Source organism: Microbacterium sp. JZ101, assembly GCF_053903175.1.
Genome location: NZ_CP096400.1, coordinates 2,620,314 through 2,635,914, shown reverse-complemented (window position 1 = coordinate 2,635,914; position 15,601 = coordinate 2,620,314). Strand labels below are relative to the sequence as shown.

At 73.1% G+C, this 15,601-nt stretch carries 14 protein-coding genes; 10 read left to right on the top strand and 4 right to left on the bottom strand.

The genetic code is table 11. From position 1 onward, the window contains the following. Complete coding sequence (sucD, locus tag M1D56_RS12220; RefSeq protein WP_271174532.1) at positions 1-903, top strand: succinate--CoA ligase subunit alpha; 903 nt, start codon at positions 1-3, stop codon at positions 901-903. Between the two features lie 206 nt (positions 904-1,109). Here sucD and ligD read toward each other — a convergent pair whose 3' ends face one another. From ligD to dhaK, 4 genes are read right to left on the bottom strand one after another with little or no spacing between them, the layout of a single operon-like run. After that, complete coding sequence (gene ligD / locus M1D56_RS12215; RefSeq protein ID WP_456283708.1) at positions 1,110-2,162, bottom strand: non-homologous end-joining DNA ligase; 1,053 nt, start codon at positions 2,160-2,162, stop codon at positions 1,110-1,112. 7 nt (positions 2,163-2,169) lie between these two features. Then, positions 2,170-2,874, bottom strand: coding sequence for a dihydroxyacetone kinase phosphoryl donor subunit DhaM (dhaM, locus tag M1D56_RS12210; protein ID WP_421076103.1), 705 nt, complete (start codon positions 2,872-2,874; stop codon positions 2,170-2,172). Beyond that, positions 2,871-3,503 (bottom strand): dihydroxyacetone kinase subunit DhaL, encoded by a 633-nt coding sequence (dhaL, locus tag M1D56_RS12205; protein ID WP_456283707.1) that lies wholly within the window; start codon positions 3,501-3,503, stop codon positions 2,871-2,873. The genes dhaM and dhaL overlap by 4 nt, the downstream gene beginning before the upstream one ends. Positions 3,504-3,507: 4 nt before the next feature. Then, on the bottom strand, positions 3,508-4,494 hold the full coding sequence (gene dhaK, locus M1D56_RS12200; protein WP_271174528.1) for a dihydroxyacetone kinase subunit DhaK: 987 nt from the start codon (positions 4,492-4,494) through the stop codon (positions 3,508-3,510). A 170-nt stretch (positions 4,495-4,664) separates the two neighbouring features. Between dhaK and M1D56_RS12195 the strand changes: the two genes are divergently transcribed. From M1D56_RS12195 to M1D56_RS12155, 9 genes are all read left to right on the top strand, one after another. Beyond that, positions 4,665-5,117 carry a nitroreductase family deazaflavin-dependent oxidoreductase gene (locus M1D56_RS12195; RefSeq protein ID WP_282980299.1) on the top strand — a complete coding sequence of 151 codons (453 nt, stop codon included), beginning with the start codon at positions 4,665-4,667 and terminating at the stop codon, positions 5,115-5,117. 58 nt (positions 5,118-5,175) lie between these two features. Next, positions 5,176-6,480: a cell division protein PerM gene (locus M1D56_RS12190; RefSeq protein ID WP_456283706.1), complete on the top strand. Its 1,305-nt coding sequence runs from the start codon at positions 5,176-5,178 to the stop codon at positions 6,478-6,480. Between the two features lie 9 nt (positions 6,481-6,489). Beyond that, positions 6,490-7,080, top strand: coding sequence for a phosphoribosylglycinamide formyltransferase (gene purN, locus M1D56_RS12185; protein ID WP_271174525.1), 591 nt, complete (start codon positions 6,490-6,492; stop codon positions 7,078-7,080). 31 nt (positions 7,081-7,111) lie between these two features. Then, positions 7,112-8,719 (top strand): bifunctional phosphoribosylaminoimidazolecarboxamide formyltransferase/IMP cyclohydrolase, encoded by a 1,608-nt coding sequence (gene purH, locus M1D56_RS12180; protein WP_271174524.1) that lies wholly within the window; start codon positions 7,112-7,114, stop codon positions 8,717-8,719. A gap of 130 nt (positions 8,720-8,849) precedes the next feature. Continuing rightward, the gene (locus M1D56_RS12175) at positions 8,850-10,325 is read left to right on the top strand and encodes an AlkA N-terminal domain-containing protein (RefSeq protein WP_456283705.1); all 1,476 of its coding nucleotides are present in this window, start codon (positions 8,850-8,852) and stop codon (positions 10,323-10,325) included. Next, on the top strand, positions 10,322-10,864 hold the full coding sequence (locus M1D56_RS12170; protein WP_456283704.1) for a methylated-DNA--[protein]-cysteine S-methyltransferase: 543 nt from the start codon (positions 10,322-10,324) through the stop codon (positions 10,862-10,864). Before M1D56_RS12175 ends, M1D56_RS12170 begins: the two co-directional genes overlap by 4 nt. A gap of 33 nt (positions 10,865-10,897) precedes the next feature. Then, entirely contained in the window at positions 10,898-11,767 is an 870-nt protein-coding gene (locus M1D56_RS12165) for a sulfurtransferase (RefSeq protein WP_456283703.1), read from the top strand. Between the two features lie 94 nt (positions 11,768-11,861). Then, on the top strand, positions 11,862-13,772 hold the full coding sequence (locus M1D56_RS12160) for an ABC transporter ATP-binding protein (RefSeq protein WP_456283702.1): 1,911 nt from the start codon (positions 11,862-11,864) through the stop codon (positions 13,770-13,772). Next, a complete protein-coding gene (locus tag M1D56_RS12155) occupies positions 13,769-15,583 on the top strand; it encodes an ABC transporter ATP-binding protein (protein WP_271174519.1) in 1,815 nt (604 codons plus the stop codon). Before M1D56_RS12160 ends, M1D56_RS12155 begins: the two co-directional genes overlap by 4 nt. Positions 15,584-15,601 lie beyond the last annotated feature (18 nt).

Below are 15,601 nucleotides of genomic sequence, written 5' to 3'. Positions count from 1 at the left end.
ATGTCGATCTACCTCAACAAGGACTCCAAGGTCATCGTCCAGGGCATCACGGGCGGCGAGGGCACCAAGCACACCGCCCTCATGCTCAAGGCCGGCACGAACATCGTCGGCGGCGTGAACGCCCGCAAGGCAGGCACCACCGTCACGCACGAGAAGCCCGGCGAGGGCGAGGTCGAGCTCCCCGTCTTCGGGTCGGTCGCCGAGGCGATCGAGAAGACCGGCGCCGACGTGTCGATCGCGTTCGTGCCGCCCGCGTTCACGAAGGACGCCATGGTCGAGGCCATCGACGCCGAGATCCCCCTCCTCGTCGTGATCACCGAGGGCGTGCCCGTCGGCGACACCGCGGAGGCGTGGGCGTACGCGATCGAGAAGGGCAACAAGACCCGCATCATCGGCCCGAACTGCCCCGGCATCATCACGCCGGGCGAGTCGCTCGTCGGCATCACGCCCGCGAACATCACGGGCAAGGGGCCGATCGGCCTCGTCTCGAAGTCGGGCACGCTGACCTACCAGATGATGTTCGAGCTGCGCGACCTCGGCTTCTCGACGGCCATCGGCATCGGCGGCGACCCCGTCATCGGCACGACGCACATCGACGCCCTCGAGGCGTTCGAGGCCGACCCCGAGACGAAGGCGATCGTCATGATCGGCGAGATCGGCGGCGACGCCGAGGAGCGCGCGGCCGAGTTCATCAAGGCGAACGTCACGAAGCCGGTCGTCGGCTACGTCGCGGGCTTCACCGCCCCCGAGGGCAAGACGATGGGCCACGCGGGCGCGATCGTGTCCGGCTCGGCCGGCACCGCGCAGGCGAAGAAGGAGGCCCTCGAGGCCGCCGGCGTCAAGGTCGGGAAGACCCCGAGCGAGACGGCCGCCCTCATGCGCGAGATCATCGAGTCCCTGTAACACTCAGCGAGCTCCGGGCGCTCTGCGCCCGGACGTTGAGCGAGCGCAGCGAGTCGAAACGCAGCGAGCCGCCCCCGGTCGTTGAGCGATGCTTCGGCTCGGTCGCTGCGCTCCCTCGCTCAGCACGGGTCTCCGCGAGTCGAAACGCAGCGAGTCGAAACGCAGCGAGCCGCCCCCGGGATCATCCCGGGGGCGGCTCGCTGCATTCAGTCGTCGACGCGGTTGCCCTGCGCGTCCCAGTGCTCGGCGACCTTCTTCGAGGGCTGCACGCGCGGCGGCTCGCCGGGCATCTTCGGGAAGTCGGGCGGGAACGGCAGCTCGCCGAGGCCGTCGGCGAGGTCGCGCTCCCACCACTCGAGGAGCGTGTCGATGCGGGCGGGCGCATCGCCGAACGCGGCCCACGGGTCGCCGACCTCCTCGAGGCGCCGGGGCACGGTGCGCACGGTGAGCGCGAGCGGATCGACGTCGTCGAGCTCGTCCCAGGAGAGCGGCGTCGACACGGTCGCCTGCGGGAGCGCCCGCGGGCTGTAGGCGCCCGCCATCGTGCGGTCGCGGTTGGCCTGGTTGAAGTCGATGAAGACGCGCTCCCCGCGCTCCTCCTTCCACCAGCTCATCGTCACGCGCGACGGATGGCGCCGCTCGAGCTCGCGCCCCGCGGCGATCACCGCGTGGCGCACCTCGAGGAACTCCCAGCGCGGCTCGATGGGGCAGAAGAGGTGGATCCCGCGGCTGCCGCTCGTCTTGATCCACGACGTGAGGCCGGCTTCGTCGAGCACCTCGCGCATCGCGTGCGCCGCGAAGACGACGTCGGCGAAGTCGGTGCCCGGCTGCGGGTCGAGGTCGATCCGCAGCTCGACGGGATGGTCGGCGTCGCTTGCAAGAGACGCCCACGGGTGGAACACGACGGTGTTCATCTGCGCGGCCCACACGGCCGACGCCGGCTCGGTGAGGACGAGCTGCGGATGGCGCCTGCCGCTGTTGTACGTCACGGGTACCGACTCGACGTAGGCGGGTGCGCCCTTGGGCGGGTTCTTCGAGAAGAAGCTCTCGCCGTCGACGGACCCGGGGAAGCGCTCGAGCGACACCGGCCGATGGCCGCTGTGCGCGAGGAACGGGCCCGACACCGCGATGAGGTACTCCGCGAGGTCGCGCTTGGTCACCCCGGCCTCTGGCCACACGACGCGTCCTGGGCTCGACAGGCTCACCTCGCGGTCGCCATCCGGTCCGGGGATCGTGAGGGTGACGCGCTCGGAGGCCACGGCGCGCCTACTCGCCGAAGCCCGACGCGACGAGGTCGCGGATGGCCGAGATCGCGCGCTCCGCGTCGGGCCCGTCGGCGGTCACGTCGATCGTGTCGCCCTTGCGGGCGCCGAGCGCCATGAGTCCGACGAGGCTGCGCCCGTCGACGGCGGGCTTCGTGGCGGTGCCGATCCGGACGACCGCGTCGAGCCCGCGCAGGGCGCCCGCGAGTGCGGCCGCCGGCCGCGCATGGAGCCCGATCTCGTTCGTCAGCAGGAACGACTCCGAGCGCCCCGTGGGCTTCTCCTCAGCGGGGACGGACTCGCCCTCCACGCCGAGGTGCCGCAGCTTGGCGTCGAGGGCGCGGCGCGCCTCGCGCTCGACCTCGACGAGGTCGCCGCCCGCGCCGGCTCGCGCCACCGCGGCGACGAGGCCCTCCACGAGCGGAGCCGCAGCGAGGCGCACCGGCCCCTCGGCGGCGCCCGCGAGATCGAAGGCGAGCTCGGCGCTGAGGATGGCCGATCCGAGGTCCGTGAAGACGAGAGTGCCGTCGGGCGAGGCGACCGACTCGATCGCCCGCGCGATGAGCGCGGCATCCGTGCCCATCCCGCCCTCCGCCGTTCCGGCCGCGACGGCGATCCGGGGCGCCACGGGGCCGGCCATCTCGCTCGCGAGCGCGACAGCCGCCTCCGCGAGGGCGACGCTGTGCGAGACCACGACGAAGCCGATCATGCCGTGACCTCCTCGGCCGCCGCGGCGAGCGCCTCGAACAGGAGCGCGGTCGAGACCGAACCGGGGTCGAGGTGCCCCGCGCTGCGTTCGCCGAGATAGCTCGCGCGCCCCTTGCGCGCGACGAGCGGCTCGGTCGCGTCGCTTCCCGCCCGCGCGGCTTGCGCGGCCGAGCGCGCGGCGGAGACGAGGTCGGACGCGCCCGCCTCGAACGCGTCGACCGCCGGGGTCATCGCGTCGATCATCGTCTTGTCGCCCGGCTCCGCCTTGCCCCGCGACACGACGCCCTCGAGGCCCGCGCGCAGCGCGGCGGCGAGCGCGGGGCCATCCAGCTCGGCGCCGTCGCCGCCGCTCGCGCCGAAGCGCAGGAAGAACGTGCCGTACAGCGGGCCGCTCGCACCGCCCACGGTCGAGACGAGCGCCATCCCCACCGCCTTCCCGAACTCGCCGACGGTCGTGGGCGTCGCCGACTCGAGCTTCGCGACGGCCGCCGCGGTGCCGCGCGCCATGTTCGCACCGTGGTCGGCGTCGCCGATCGCGGAGTCGAGCGCCGTCAGCCGCTCCTGCTCGTCGGAGACGCGATCGCGGAAGAGCGCGACCCAGCGTCCGAGCGCTGCGATGTCGAACGCCATCCGATCACCGCCCCCAGCGCAGGCCGGGCGTCTCGACGGGCGCGTCCCACAGACGCAGCATCTCGTCGTCGGCGCGCAGGAGCGTGAGCGAGCACCCCGCCATGTCGAGCGACGTGATGTAGTCGCCCACGAGGGTGCGTGCGACGCGCACGCCGGCCTTCTCGAGCAGCTTCGCGACCTCGCCGTACATGAGGTAGAGCTCGAGAAGCGGGGAGCCGCCCATGCCGTTCAGCATCGCGATCACCGGCCCGCCCGCCGCGTCGAAGTCGTGGAGGATCGGGTCGACGAGCATCTCGGCGATCTCCGGTGCGGGCGCGACCTTCACGCGGCGTCGCCCGGGCTCGCCGTGGATGCCGATGCCGATCTCCATCTCGTCGTCGGGCAGGTCGAACGTGGGCTTGCCCGCCGCGGGCACCGTGCAGCTCGTGAGCGCCATGCCCATCGAGCGCCCCTGCGCCGACACCGCCTCCGCGATCCGCACGACCTCGTCGAGGGGCGCGCCCTCCTCGGCGGCAGCGCCCACGATCTTCTCGAGGAGCACCGTGAGGCCCACCCCGCGGCGCCCGGCCGTGTAGAGCGAGTCCTCCACCGCGACGTCGTCGTGCACGAGGACGGACGCGACCTCCGCCTCCGCGAGCTCGGCCGCCATCTCGAAGTTCATGACGTCGCCCGTGTAGTTCTTCACGATGTGCAGCACGCCCGCGCCGCGATCGACCGCGCTCGTGGCCGCCAGCACCTGGTCGGGGGTGGGGGAGGTGAACACCTCGCCCGCGCACGCCGCGTCGAGCATCCCGTAGCCGACGTAGCCGCCGTGCAGCGGCTCATGTCCCGATCCGCCGCCCGACACGAGCGCCACCTTGCCGGCGTCCTTGGGCGTCGCGCGGAGGACGACGCGGTTCTCGTGGTCCACGCGGAGCTGCGGCAGGGCCGCCTCCATGCCGACCAGGGCATCTGTGACGACCGCCGCGGTGTCGCCGATCAGCTTCTTCATCGCCTGCTCCTCCGAGCCCATCCGGACATCCCTGCTCCCTCGCGTCGATGCCAGCGCCAGCCGTGTACGCCTCACTATCGGCAGGACGATCGCGGGGTGTCAAGGGGAGGGGACGGATGTGCATGCGGATGGCCGGAGCCGATGGCCCGACGGGATCGTAGGCTCGGAGCATGCCGCTTCAGGGAGAGTACGCACCGAGCACATCCGAATGGGCACGTCAGCAGGCCGAGGCCTACGAGGCGTCGAACGGCGCCGAGGCCTCCGTCCTGCCGGGCACGTCCTGGCCGATCGTCGTCGTGACGAACGTCGGCGCCCGCAGCGGGAAGCTGCACAAGACGGCCCTCATGCGCGTCGAGCACGAGGGCGTCTACGCGCTCGTCGCCTCGAAGGGCGGGGCGCCGAAGCCGCCCGCGTGGTACTTCAACATCGCCGCGCACCCGCACGTCGAGCTGCAGGACGGCGCCGTGAAGCGCGACTACCTCGCGCGCGAGCTCGACGTCGACAGCGACGAGTACGCCCAGTGGTGGGAGCGCGCCGTCGCGGCGTACCCGCCGTACGCCGAGTACCAGGAGCGCACGGAGCGCCGGATCGCGGTCTTCGTCCTCGAGCCGATCGCGGCGTAGGGCGGCCCCGGCGCGGGTCCGGGGATCTCCCGGGGCCCGCGGGTAGGGTCGTGACGCCATGCATCGGATCCTCATCGCCCTGCTCGCCGCGTTCGACGCGCTCGTGGCGGCGCTGGTCGGCCTCGCCGTCGTCCTCGCGCCGCTGACGCTCCTGTGGACGTTCACGTTCGGCTTGACGGCCGACTGGGCCGGCCTGTGGCCGACGACGGCGCGGATCTGGCAGCTCGGCAACCTCGTCCCGCTGTCGCTCGGATTCGACGAGGACGCCGTCGTCGCGCTCGGCCTGCCCGACGAGGCGTCCTCCTTCACGCTGACCCTCGCTCCGCTCGCGTTCGCGGTCTTCGCGGCGTTCTTCGCGGCCCGATCCGGCCGTCGCGCCGTCCGCTCGGGCGCCGGAGCGGTGGGCGTCCTCGCGGGCATCGCGATGACCGCGATCATCGCGGCGGTCGTCCTCGCGACCTCGGGGAGCGAGCTCGCCCGCGTCGAGGCCTGGCAGGCTGTGCTCCTGCCGACCGCCGTCTACGCGGTCGGGGCGGCCGCCGGCGCGTGGGCCGAGGGCTGGAGCGAGGGTGACGGCGGCCTCGCGGACCTCGTGCACGAGCGGGTCGACGGATGGTCGTCGAAGTGGCGCGAGGTCCCCACGCTCGGGGTGCGCGGCGGCGCCGTCGCCCTCGCTGCCGTCGTCGGCGCCGCCGCGCTCGCGGTCGTCGTGGCCGTGCTCGTCCGCGCGGACGCCGTCGTCGCCCTCTTCGAGCAGGCGCAGGTCGATGCGCTCGGCGCGACCGCCCTCGCGCTCGCGCAGGTCGCGTACCTGCCGACGCTCATCGGCTGGGCGGTGTCGTGGATCGCGGGGCCCGGCTTCGCGGTCGGCGCGGCGACCACGGTCTCCCCGGCCGGCACGCAGCTCGGCGTCGTGCCCGGCATCCCGATGCTCGGCCTCCTCCCGGAGCAGGGCTCGGGATGGCTGCTGCTCGTCGCGCTCCTGCCCGTCGCGGCGGGCGCGCTGGCCGGGTGGCACGTGCGCTCGGCGCTCGCGGCGGAGTGGGAGATCGAACGCCCCGAGGGCGAGGACCATCCCTCGCCGCACGAGCCGGTGTCGCCTCGGGTCGTGCTCGCGATCGCCATCGCCGCCATCGCGGGAGCCGGGGCGGCCGGCATCGCGGCTCTCTCATCGGGATCCATCGGCCCTGGGCGGCTCGCGACCGTCGGCCCCGATCCCGGTCCGGTCGCCCTCGCGGTGGGCCTCGAGGTGCTCGTCGGCGCGGCCATCCTGCTCCTCTCGCCCCGCCCGCACGGGCATGCCGCCGGGACGGCGGACGGGGCGGCCGTGCTCGCCGACGGGGACGAACTCGCGCGCCGGTAGACTGGCCGCGTGCTCTCGGTCGCCGTCCTCATCTCTGGCACCGGTTCGAATCTCCGCGCCCTCCTCGAAGCCGCGAGCGAACCCGGATTCCCCGCTCGGATCGTCGCCGTCGGCGCCGACCGCGACGCGGCGGGCCTCGCCCACGCCGAGGAGTTCGGCATCCCGACCTTCACGGTCCCGTATCGCGACCATCCGTCGCGCGAGGCCTGGGGCGCCGCGCTGGCCGAGGAGCTGCGCCGCATCGGCGCGGATCTCATCGTGCTGAGCGGCCTCATGCGCCTGCTGCCCTCCGCGCTCGTCGACGAGTTCGCGCCGCGCATGATCAACACGCACCCCGCTTTCCTCCCCGAGTTCCCGGGCGCGCACGGCGTGCGCGACGCGCTCGCCGCGGGCGTCGAGGAGACCGGGGCGAGCGTCATCATCGTCGACAACGGCGTGGACAGCGGGCCGATCCTCGCGCAGGAGCGCGTGCCCGTGCTCCCGGGCGACGACGAGGCCGCGCTGCACGAGCGCATCAAGCCCGTCGAGCGCCGCCTGCTCATCGACGTCGTCCGCGGGATCGCCGCGGGCGAGATCGATCTCGAGAACCCCTCGCGCTGACCCGAACCCCGAACCCCGACAAGGAGTCCTCATGGCCGGCCCCCGCCACGACCACTCGCTCTACCGCGACCGCGATGTCGTCCCGATCCGGCGCGCGCTCGTGTCGGTCAGCGACAAGACCGACCTCCTGAAGCTCGCCGAGGCGCTCGCGGCCGCGGGCGTCGAGATCGTCTCGACGGGCTCGACCGCGTCGACCATCCGCGACGCCGGCTTCGATGTGACCGACGTCGCGAGCGTGACGGGCTTCCCCGAGTCGCTCGACGGACGCGTGAAGACGCTGCACCCGGGCGTGCACGCGGGTCTCCTCGCCGACCTCCGCCTCGAGCACCACGAGCAGCAGCTCGGCGATCTCGGCATCTCGCCGTTCGAGCTCGTCGTGGTGAACCTCTACCCGTTCGTGGAGACCGTCCGCTCGGGCGCCGCGGGCGACGACGTCGTCGAGCAGATCGACATCGGAGGGCCCGCGATGGTCCGCGCGTCGGCGAAGAACTTCGCGAACGTCGCGATCGTCGTCTCGCCGGAGTCGTACCCGGCGATCATCGACGCGGTCGCCGCGGGCGGCACGACGCTCGGCCAGCGCCGGGAGCTCGCGGCGCGCGCCTTCGCGCACACCGCCGGCTACGACGCCGCTGTGGCGGCGTGGTTCGCCGAGGGCACGCTCGGCGAGGGCGCCGACCTGCCGGAGCACCTCACGATCAAGGCCGAGAAGCTCGGCGACCTGCGCTACGGCGAGAACTCCCACCAGCGCGCCGCCATCTACTCGCGCGTGGACGGCCACGGGATCGCGCAGGCGACGCAGCTCCAGGGCAAGGAGATGTCGTACAACAACTACGTCGACGCCGACGCCGCCCTCCGCGCCGCCTACGACTACGTGAACCCCGCGGTCGCGATCATCAAGCACGCGAACCCGTGCGGCATCGCGCTGTCGGCGCCGAACGCGCTCGACCCGATCGCGAGCGCCCACCTGCGCGCGCACGAGTGCGACCCGCTCTCGGCCTTCGGTGGCGTCATCGCCGCGAACCGACCGGTCACGCTCAAGATGGCCGAGAACCTCCGCGACATCTTCACGGAGGTCATCGTCGCCCCCGACTTCGAGCCCGCCGCGCTCGAGGTGTTCAAGACGAAGAAGAACCTGCGCCTCCTCAAGCTGCCCGCCGACTGGCGCCAGGAGACGATGGACGTGCGCCTCGTCTCGGGCGGCCTGCTCCTGCAGGACTCCGACCGGTTCCCCGACGACATCCAGTCCGTCGCGCAGAGCTGGCAGCTCGTGTCGGGCGAGCGCCCGTCCGACGAGGAGATGAGCGACTTCATCTTCGCGTGGAAGACGTGCCGCGCCGTGAAGTCGAACGCGATCGTGCTCGCCAAGGACGCCGCGACTGTCGGCGTGGGCATGGGCCAGGTCAACCGGGTGGACTCGTGCAAGCTCGCCGTCGAGCGCGCGGGCGGGCGCGCGGCGGGATCGATCGCCGCGTCGGACGCGTTCTTCCCGTTCTCGGACGGACCCGAGGTGCTCATCAACGCGGGTGTGCGCGCGATCATCCAGCCCGGAGGCTCGGTGCGCGACGACGAGACGATCGAGCTCGCCCGCGCCAACGGCGTGACGATGTTCTTCACCGGCGAGCGTCACTTCTTCCACTGACACGCGGCTTCCGGCCCTAGCGAGCCGACCTCGGCACCATCCCGAGGTCGGCTCGCGCCGTTCTCGCCGTCCCCACCGCCGTGTCCGAAAACCGCCAGCCCGCGCCCTCGGAGCGTGACAGGCTGGAGCCATGACGACGAGCATGACCTTCGACGAGCGGTACCGCGCGATCTCGTCGCGCGACACCCGCTTCGACGGCCAGTTCGTCACCGCCGTCCGCTCGACCGGGATCTACTGCCGGCCGAGCTGCCCCGCGCGGACGCCGAAGCCGGCGAACGTCACCTTCTTCGCGACGAGCGCCGCCGCGCACGAGGCCGGCTACCGCGCGTGCAAGCGCTGCCTCCCGGAGGCGGCGCCCGGATCGCCGGACTGGAATCTGCGGGGCGACGTCGTGGCGCGCGCCATGCGCCTCATCGCCGACGGCGTCGTCGAGCGCGAGGGCGTCACGGGCCTCGCGGGGCGGCTCGGGTACTCGTCGCGCCACCTGTCGCGGCTGCTCGCCGACGAGCTGGGCGCCGGCCCGCTCGCGCTCGCACGCGCCCAGCGCGCCCACACCGCGCGGCTGCTGCTCGTCGGCACCGATCTGCCGGCCGCCGACGTCGCCTTCTCCGCGGGGTTCGCGAGCGTGCGCCAGTTCAACGAGACCGTGCGCGAGGTGTTCGGGCTGACGCCGACCGAGCTGCGCGCGACGCGGCGCGGTCGCACGGCCTCGGCCGGCATCTCGCTCGCCCTGCCGGTCCGCGAGCCCTTCGACCACGCCGGGCTGTTCGCGTGGATGTCCGTGCGCGCGCTCCCCGGCGTCGAGGCCGGCGACGAGGCGTCGTTCGCGCGCACCGTGCGCCTGCCCGCCGGGGCCGGATGGTTTCGGCTGCGCCTCGACGGGCGCCTGCGGCTCGACGCGCAGCTGCAGAGCCTCGCGGACCTCGCGACGCTCGTCGCCCGCGTGCGGCGTCTGTTCGACCTCGACGCGGACCCGCTCGCGATCGACGCGGCGCTCGGTGCGCACCCCGAGCTCGCGGGGCTCGTGGCGGCGACGCCGGGCATCCGCCTGCCGGGTGCCGCCGACCCGCACGAGATGCTCATCCGCGCGATGGTCGGCCAGCAGATCTCCGTGTCGGCCGCGCGCACCCATCTCACGCGTCTCGTCGAGGCGCTCGGCGAGGACGTCGAGATCGCGGGGGAGCGGCGGCGTCTCTTCCCGCGGATGGCGACGATCGCGGAGCGCGGAGCCGACGTGCTCCGCGGCCCCGCGGCCCGCATCCGCGCGATCACCGAGGCGGCTGCCGCGCTCGCGTCGGGCGGCCTCGCCCTCAGCGCGGGCGATGACGCCCACGCCCAGCGGGAGCGCCTCCTCGCGCTGCGGGGCGTGGGGGAGTGGACGGCCGACTACGTGCGGATGCGCGTGCTCGCCGACTCCGACATCATCCTGCCCGGCGACGTCGCGCTCCGCGCGGGTGCGGCCGCCGCGGGACTGCCCGCCGCACCGCGCGAGCTCGTCGCGTGGGCGGCGCGCGTCGCGCCCTGGCGCTCCTACCTCTCGATGCACCTGTGGCGCGCGGCCCTCGCCGCGCAGCCCGCCCGATCCCGCAAGGAGACCCCGTCATGACCGCTCGCCTCCAGACCGTCGCGACGCCCGACGGCCCGTTCACCCTGATCGCCGACGCCGACGGCGCCGTGCTCGCCTCGGGCTGGACGCCGGACGCCTCGCTCGTGCTCGCGCGCATCCACCCGCGCCTGCGTCCCGCCGAGCTGCGCGAGGAGCCCACCGCGGCAGGCGACGCCGTCGCCGCGTACTACGAGAGCGACCTCGCGGCCATCCGCGCGGTGGCCGTGCGGCAGCAGGGCACCGTGCTCCAGCAGGCGGGCTGGGCGGCGCTGCGCGACATCGCGCCCGGGGAGCCGCTCACGTACACGGGCTTCGCCACGGCGCTCGGCTCGCCGCGCGCCGTGCGGGCCGCCGCGTCGATCTGCGCGCGCAACGCCCCCGCGCTGTTCGTCCCGTGTCACCGGGTGCTCCGCGGCGACGGCTCCCTGGGCGGCTTCGCGTGGGGCGTCGACGTCAAGCGGTCACTCCTCGCGCGCGAGCGCGCGGGCGCGGCTGCGGGCGCACCCGCAGCCGATGTCGAAGCGTTACCCGTGCCGTGACGGGCGTCGGGGGCGCCGCGTAGCGTGGCGGTCATGGGCTCCGAGATCCTCATCACCCCCGACGAGCTGGCCGAGCTGACCGCGCGCGACGAGCGCGTCCGCATCCTCGATGTGCGCTGGCGCCTCGACCGGCCGGACGGTCGCCCCGAGTACCTCGAGGGGCACATCCCCGGCGCGGTCTACGTCGATCTCGAGAGCGAGCTGTCGGGGCACGGGGCGGCGTCGGACGGACGCCACCCTCTGCCCGACACCCCCGCACTCGAGCGGGCCGCCCGACGCTGGGGGCTGGACGACGGCGACACGGTCGTCGTGTACGACGATCTCAAGTCGCTGTCCGCGGCGCGTGCGTGGTGGCTGCTGACCGACGCGGGCGTGCAGGACGTGCGGATCCTCGACGGCGCCCTGCGCGGCTGGGTCGCGTCGGGTCACGCGCTCGAGCGCGGCGACGTCGTGCCCGCGCCCGGCTCGATCACGCTCACAGCGGGGCGGCTGCCGCAGCTCTCGATCGATGCGGCCGCCGTGCTCGCGCGCGATGGCGTGCTCATCGACGTGCGCGCGCCCGAGCGCTACCGGGGCGAGGTCGAGCCGATCGATCCGCGCGCGGGGCACGTGCCGGGCGCGCGGAACCTGTTCGCGGGCGACACGGTCGACGAGAGCGGGCGTCTCCTGCCTCCCGACGCACTGCGCGCGCGGTTCGAGGCCGTCGGCGCGCGGCCTGATCAGCCCGTCGGCGTGTACTGCGGCTCGGGGGTCACGGCCTCGCACGCCTTCGTCGCGCTCACGGTCGCGGGCTTCGCGCCGCGCCTCTTCGCGGGGTCCTGGAGTGCATGGAGCAACACCGCGCGCCCCGTCGCGATCGGTTCCGATCGATTTGGCGGGGAAGGCGCGAAATCCCTTTCCTGAAGGCCGAGGTGTGGATAGGCTGAAAGGCTGACCCCCGCTCGGGTGGTCGGAAAGCCATCTCCCGGCCCGCTCTCCCGCGGGCCCCTCGAGGATCATGTCTCGCCCCACCACATCTCCCCAGAATCCGTCGACCCTCCGCTCCCTCCTCCGTCTCCTCCCGTTCGCGAAGCCGGTTCTCCCGCGCCTCGTGCTCGGCGGGCTCAGCGCGCTCACCGCGGCGGTGCTGGCTCTGCTCATCCCGATCGTGCTCGAGTGGGTCGTCGGCGGCCCGATCGCCTCCGGCGTCGTCTCCGCGATCGTCTGGGGCGCCGCCGCCGTGCTCGCGCTCGGCCTCGCCGAGGCCGCGATGGTGTGGCTGCGTCGGTGGTTCATCCTCGGCCCGGCCACGAGCGTCGAGTACGACATCCGCACGCGCTTCTACAACCGCCTCCAGCGTCTCCCCGTCGAGTTCCACGACCGCTGGCAGGGCGGCCAGCTCCTGAGCCGCATGATGCAGGACATCGGCCTCATCCGACGCTGGATGGCGTTCGGCCTCGTCATGCTCGTCGTGAACGTCCTCACCATCCTCATCGGCGCCGTGCTGCTGTTCCAGTGGCACTGGGCGCTCGCGGTCGTGTTCATCGCGTCGGGGGTGCCGGTGTGGTACCAGGGGTTCCGGTTCGAGCAGACCTACGGCGTGCTCAGCCGGCAGAGCCAGGACCAGCAGGGCGACCTCGCCACGAGTGTTGAGGAAAGCGTGCACGGCATCCGCGTGCTCAAGGCCTTCGGCCGCGGTCCGCACGCCCTGCGCCGCTTCACGCGCCAGGCGGAGAACCTCCGCGAGACCGAGATGCGCAAGGCCGGGGCGATCGCGCGCATCGACTTCTGGCTCGTCGCGGCGCCCGAGCTCGCCTTCGCGATCTCGCTCGTGCTCGGCATCTGGCTGGCCTCGACGGATCAGATCTCGGTCTCGCAGCTGTTCGCGTACTTCGCGATGGCGACCGTGCTGCGCTGGCCGCTCGAGTCGATCGGCTTCCTCTTCTCGTTCCTCCTCGACGCGCGCACCGCGGCGGATCGCGTGTTCGAGGTGTTCGACGCGGTCGACACGATCGCCGATCCCGAGGCGCCGGCGACTCTCGCCGACCCCCAGGGCGCCCTCGTGTTCGAGGACGCGCACTTCCGCTACCAGGACGCGGGGGCCGACGAGCCCGACCTGCTGAACGGCATCGACCTCGCGCTGCGGCCGGGGGAGACCATGGCGCTCGTCGGGCTCACCGGCTCGGGGAAGACGACGCTCACGACGCTGCCGACGCGGCTCTACGACGTCACCGGCGGCCGGGTCACGCTCGACGGCGTCGATGTGCGCGACCTCTCGCTCGTCGAGCTGCGCACGCACATCGCGACCGCGTTCGAAGACGCGACGCTCTTCTCGGCATCGGTGCGCGAGAACGTCCTCCTCGGGCGCGACGACCTCGACATCCACTCGCCCGAGGCCGACCGCGTTCTCCAGGAGGCGCTCGACGTCGCGCAGGCGGAGTTCGTGGCGCACCTGCCAGAGGGGGCCGAGACGATGATCGGCGAGGAGGGCATGAGCCTGTCGGGCGGCCAGCGGCAGCGCCTCGCGCTCGCGCGCGCCGTCGCCGCGCGCCCGACCGTCATCGTCATGGACGACCCGCTGTCGGCGCTCGACGTCGACACGGAGGAGCGCGTGCAGGTGGGCCTGCGCCGTGTGCTCCAGGGCACGACGGCGCTCATCGTCGCGCACCGTCCGTCGACGGTCGCGCTCGCCGACCGCGTCGCCCTGCTCGAGGGCGGGCGCATCACCGCGGTCGGCGCCCACACCGAGCTCATGGCGACGTCCGCGCACTACCGCAGCGTCATCTCGAGCTTCGAGAAGGAGGACTCGGAGGACAGCGCGCGGCGCATGGATCCCGAGCACGGATTCGACGTCGTCACCGGCGCCATCCCGATCGTCGGGGGCGCCGCGGGCGAGCACGACCAGAACGACGAGGGGGCGCTCCGATGAGCAGCACGGTCCACGGCACAGCGGGAGAGGACCGCTCCGAGTTCACGCGCGAGGAGAACCGCGCGATCCGTCGGCGCTCGTGGCGGCTCCTCCTGTCGCTGCTCGCGCCGCTGAAGTGGCAGGTCGTGCTCGTCGCGTCGGTCGTCGTCGCGCAGACCGGTGTGCGCGTGCTCGGGCCCGCGCTCATCGGCCTCGGCATCGACAGCGCGCTGCCCGCCGTGCTGGACCGCGCCGACTGGGGCCCGGCGTGGTTCGTCGGCACGGCCTACATCGTCACGGCGCTCGGCGGGGCGGCGCTGCTCGCCTGGTACGACATGCTCGCCGCCCGGGTGACGCAGAACGTGCTGCTCGACCTGCGCACGCGCGTCTTCCGGCACACCCAGCGCCTGAGCCTCGAGTTCCACGAGACCTACACGTCGGGCCGCATCATCTCCCGGCAGACGAGCGATCTCGACACGATCCGCGAGCTGCTGAACGGCGGGCTCAACCAGCTCGTGCACGGCGTCCTCTACGGAGCGTTCACCTTCATCGCCCTCGCGCTCGTCGACTGGCGATCGTCGCTCGTGCTCGTCGCGGCATTCGTCCCGCTCGCGCTGCTCATGCGCTGGTTCTACGTGAACTCCCAGCGCGCGTACCGCGTCTCGCGGGTCGTCAGCGCGAAGCTCATCGTCAAGTTCGTCGAGACGATGACCGGCATCCGGGCCGGCAAGGCCTTCCGCACCGAGCCGCGCAACGAGGTGGAGTTCGGCGGCCTCGCGAAGGAGTACCGCGAGGTCAACATGCGCTCGATCCGCCTGTTCGGCACGTTCGAGCCCGGGCTCATGGCGATCTCGGCGTGCGCCATCGGCGCGGTCGTCCTGTGGGGCGGAGTGCGCGTGACGACCGGCGAGTTCACGGCGGGCCTGCTGCTGAGCGCGGTGCTCTACGTGCGCAACTTCTTCAGCCCGCTGCAGGAGGTCGCGATGTTCCTGAACTCGTTCCAGGCGGCATCCGCGGCGCTTGAGAAGGTATCGGGCGTGCTGGAGGAGGAGCTGACGGTGCCCGACCCGGTGCGTCCGGTCCGACTCGAGGAGGCGCGGGGACACCTCCGCTTCGACCGCGTGACGTTCGGCTACGCGAGCGGGCGGACCATCCTGCCCTCGTTCGACCTCGACATCCCCGCCGGCCAGACCGTCGCCCTCGTCGGGACGACCGGCGCCGGCAAGTCGACCCTCGCGAAGCTGCTGTCGCGCTTCTACGACCCGACCGCGGGCAGCGTGACGCTCGACGGGATCGACCTGCGCGAGCTCGACGGGCGCGACCTGCGCCGCGCGATCGTCATGGTGACGCAGGAGGCGTACCTCTTCAGCGGCACGGTCGCCGACAACATCGCGCTCGGGCGGCCCGACGCGACGCTCGACGAGATCAAGGAGGCGGCGCGGGCCGTGGGCGCCGACGCGTTCATCGAGACGCTCCCCGACGGCTACGACACCGACGTCAACAAGCGCGGCGGGCGCGTGTCGGCCGGGCAGCGCCAGCTCATCTCGTTCGCGCGCGCCTTCCTCGCCGACCCGGCCGTGCTCATCCTCGACGAGGCGACGGCGTCTCTCGACATCCCGTCGGAGCGGATGATCCAGGACGCGCTGCAGACGCTGCTCGCCGACCGGACGGCGATCATCATCGCGCACCGGCTGTCGACGGTCGCGATCGCCGATCGCGTGCTCGTCATGGAGCAGGGCCGCATCGTCGAGGACGACACTCCCGACGCGCTCATCGCCGGCACGGGCCGCTTCGCGCAGCTCCATGCCGCGTGGAAGGGCTCGCTCGTCTGACGCGGGTCTGCGCGAAAG

Coding starts and splice junctions, on each gene's coding strand:
- sucD (WP_271174532.1), top strand. CDS start 1: ATGTCGATCTACCTCAACAAGGACTCCAAGGTCATCGTCCAGGGCATC.
- dhaM (WP_421076103.1), bottom strand. CDS start 2,874: ATGATCGGCTTCGTCGTGGTCTCGCACAGCGTCGCCCTCGCGGAGGCG.
- dhaL (WP_456283707.1), bottom strand. CDS start 3,503: ATGGCGTTCGACATCGCAGCGCTCGGACGCTGGGTCGCGCTCTTCCGC.
- dhaK (WP_271174528.1), bottom strand. CDS start 4,494: ATGAAGAAGCTGATCGGCGACACCGCGGCGGTCGTCACAGATGCCCTG.
- M1D56_RS12195 (WP_282980299.1), top strand. CDS start 4,665: ATGCCGCTTCAGGGAGAGTACGCACCGAGCACATCCGAATGGGCACGT.
- M1D56_RS12190 (WP_456283706.1), top strand. CDS start 5,176: ATGCATCGGATCCTCATCGCCCTGCTCGCCGCGTTCGACGCGCTCGTG.
- purH (WP_271174524.1), top strand. CDS start 7,112: ATGGCCGGCCCCCGCCACGACCACTCGCTCTACCGCGACCGCGATGTC.
- M1D56_RS12175 (WP_456283705.1), top strand. CDS start 8,850: ATGACGACGAGCATGACCTTCGACGAGCGGTACCGCGCGATCTCGTCG.
- M1D56_RS12170 (WP_456283704.1), top strand. CDS start 10,322: ATGACCGCTCGCCTCCAGACCGTCGCGACGCCCGACGGCCCGTTCACC.
- M1D56_RS12165 (WP_456283703.1), top strand. CDS start 10,898: ATGGGCTCCGAGATCCTCATCACCCCCGACGAGCTGGCCGAGCTGACC.
- M1D56_RS12160 (WP_456283702.1), top strand. CDS start 11,862: ATGTCTCGCCCCACCACATCTCCCCAGAATCCGTCGACCCTCCGCTCC.
- M1D56_RS12155 (WP_271174519.1), top strand. CDS start 13,769: ATGAGCAGCACGGTCCACGGCACAGCGGGAGAGGACCGCTCCGAGTTC.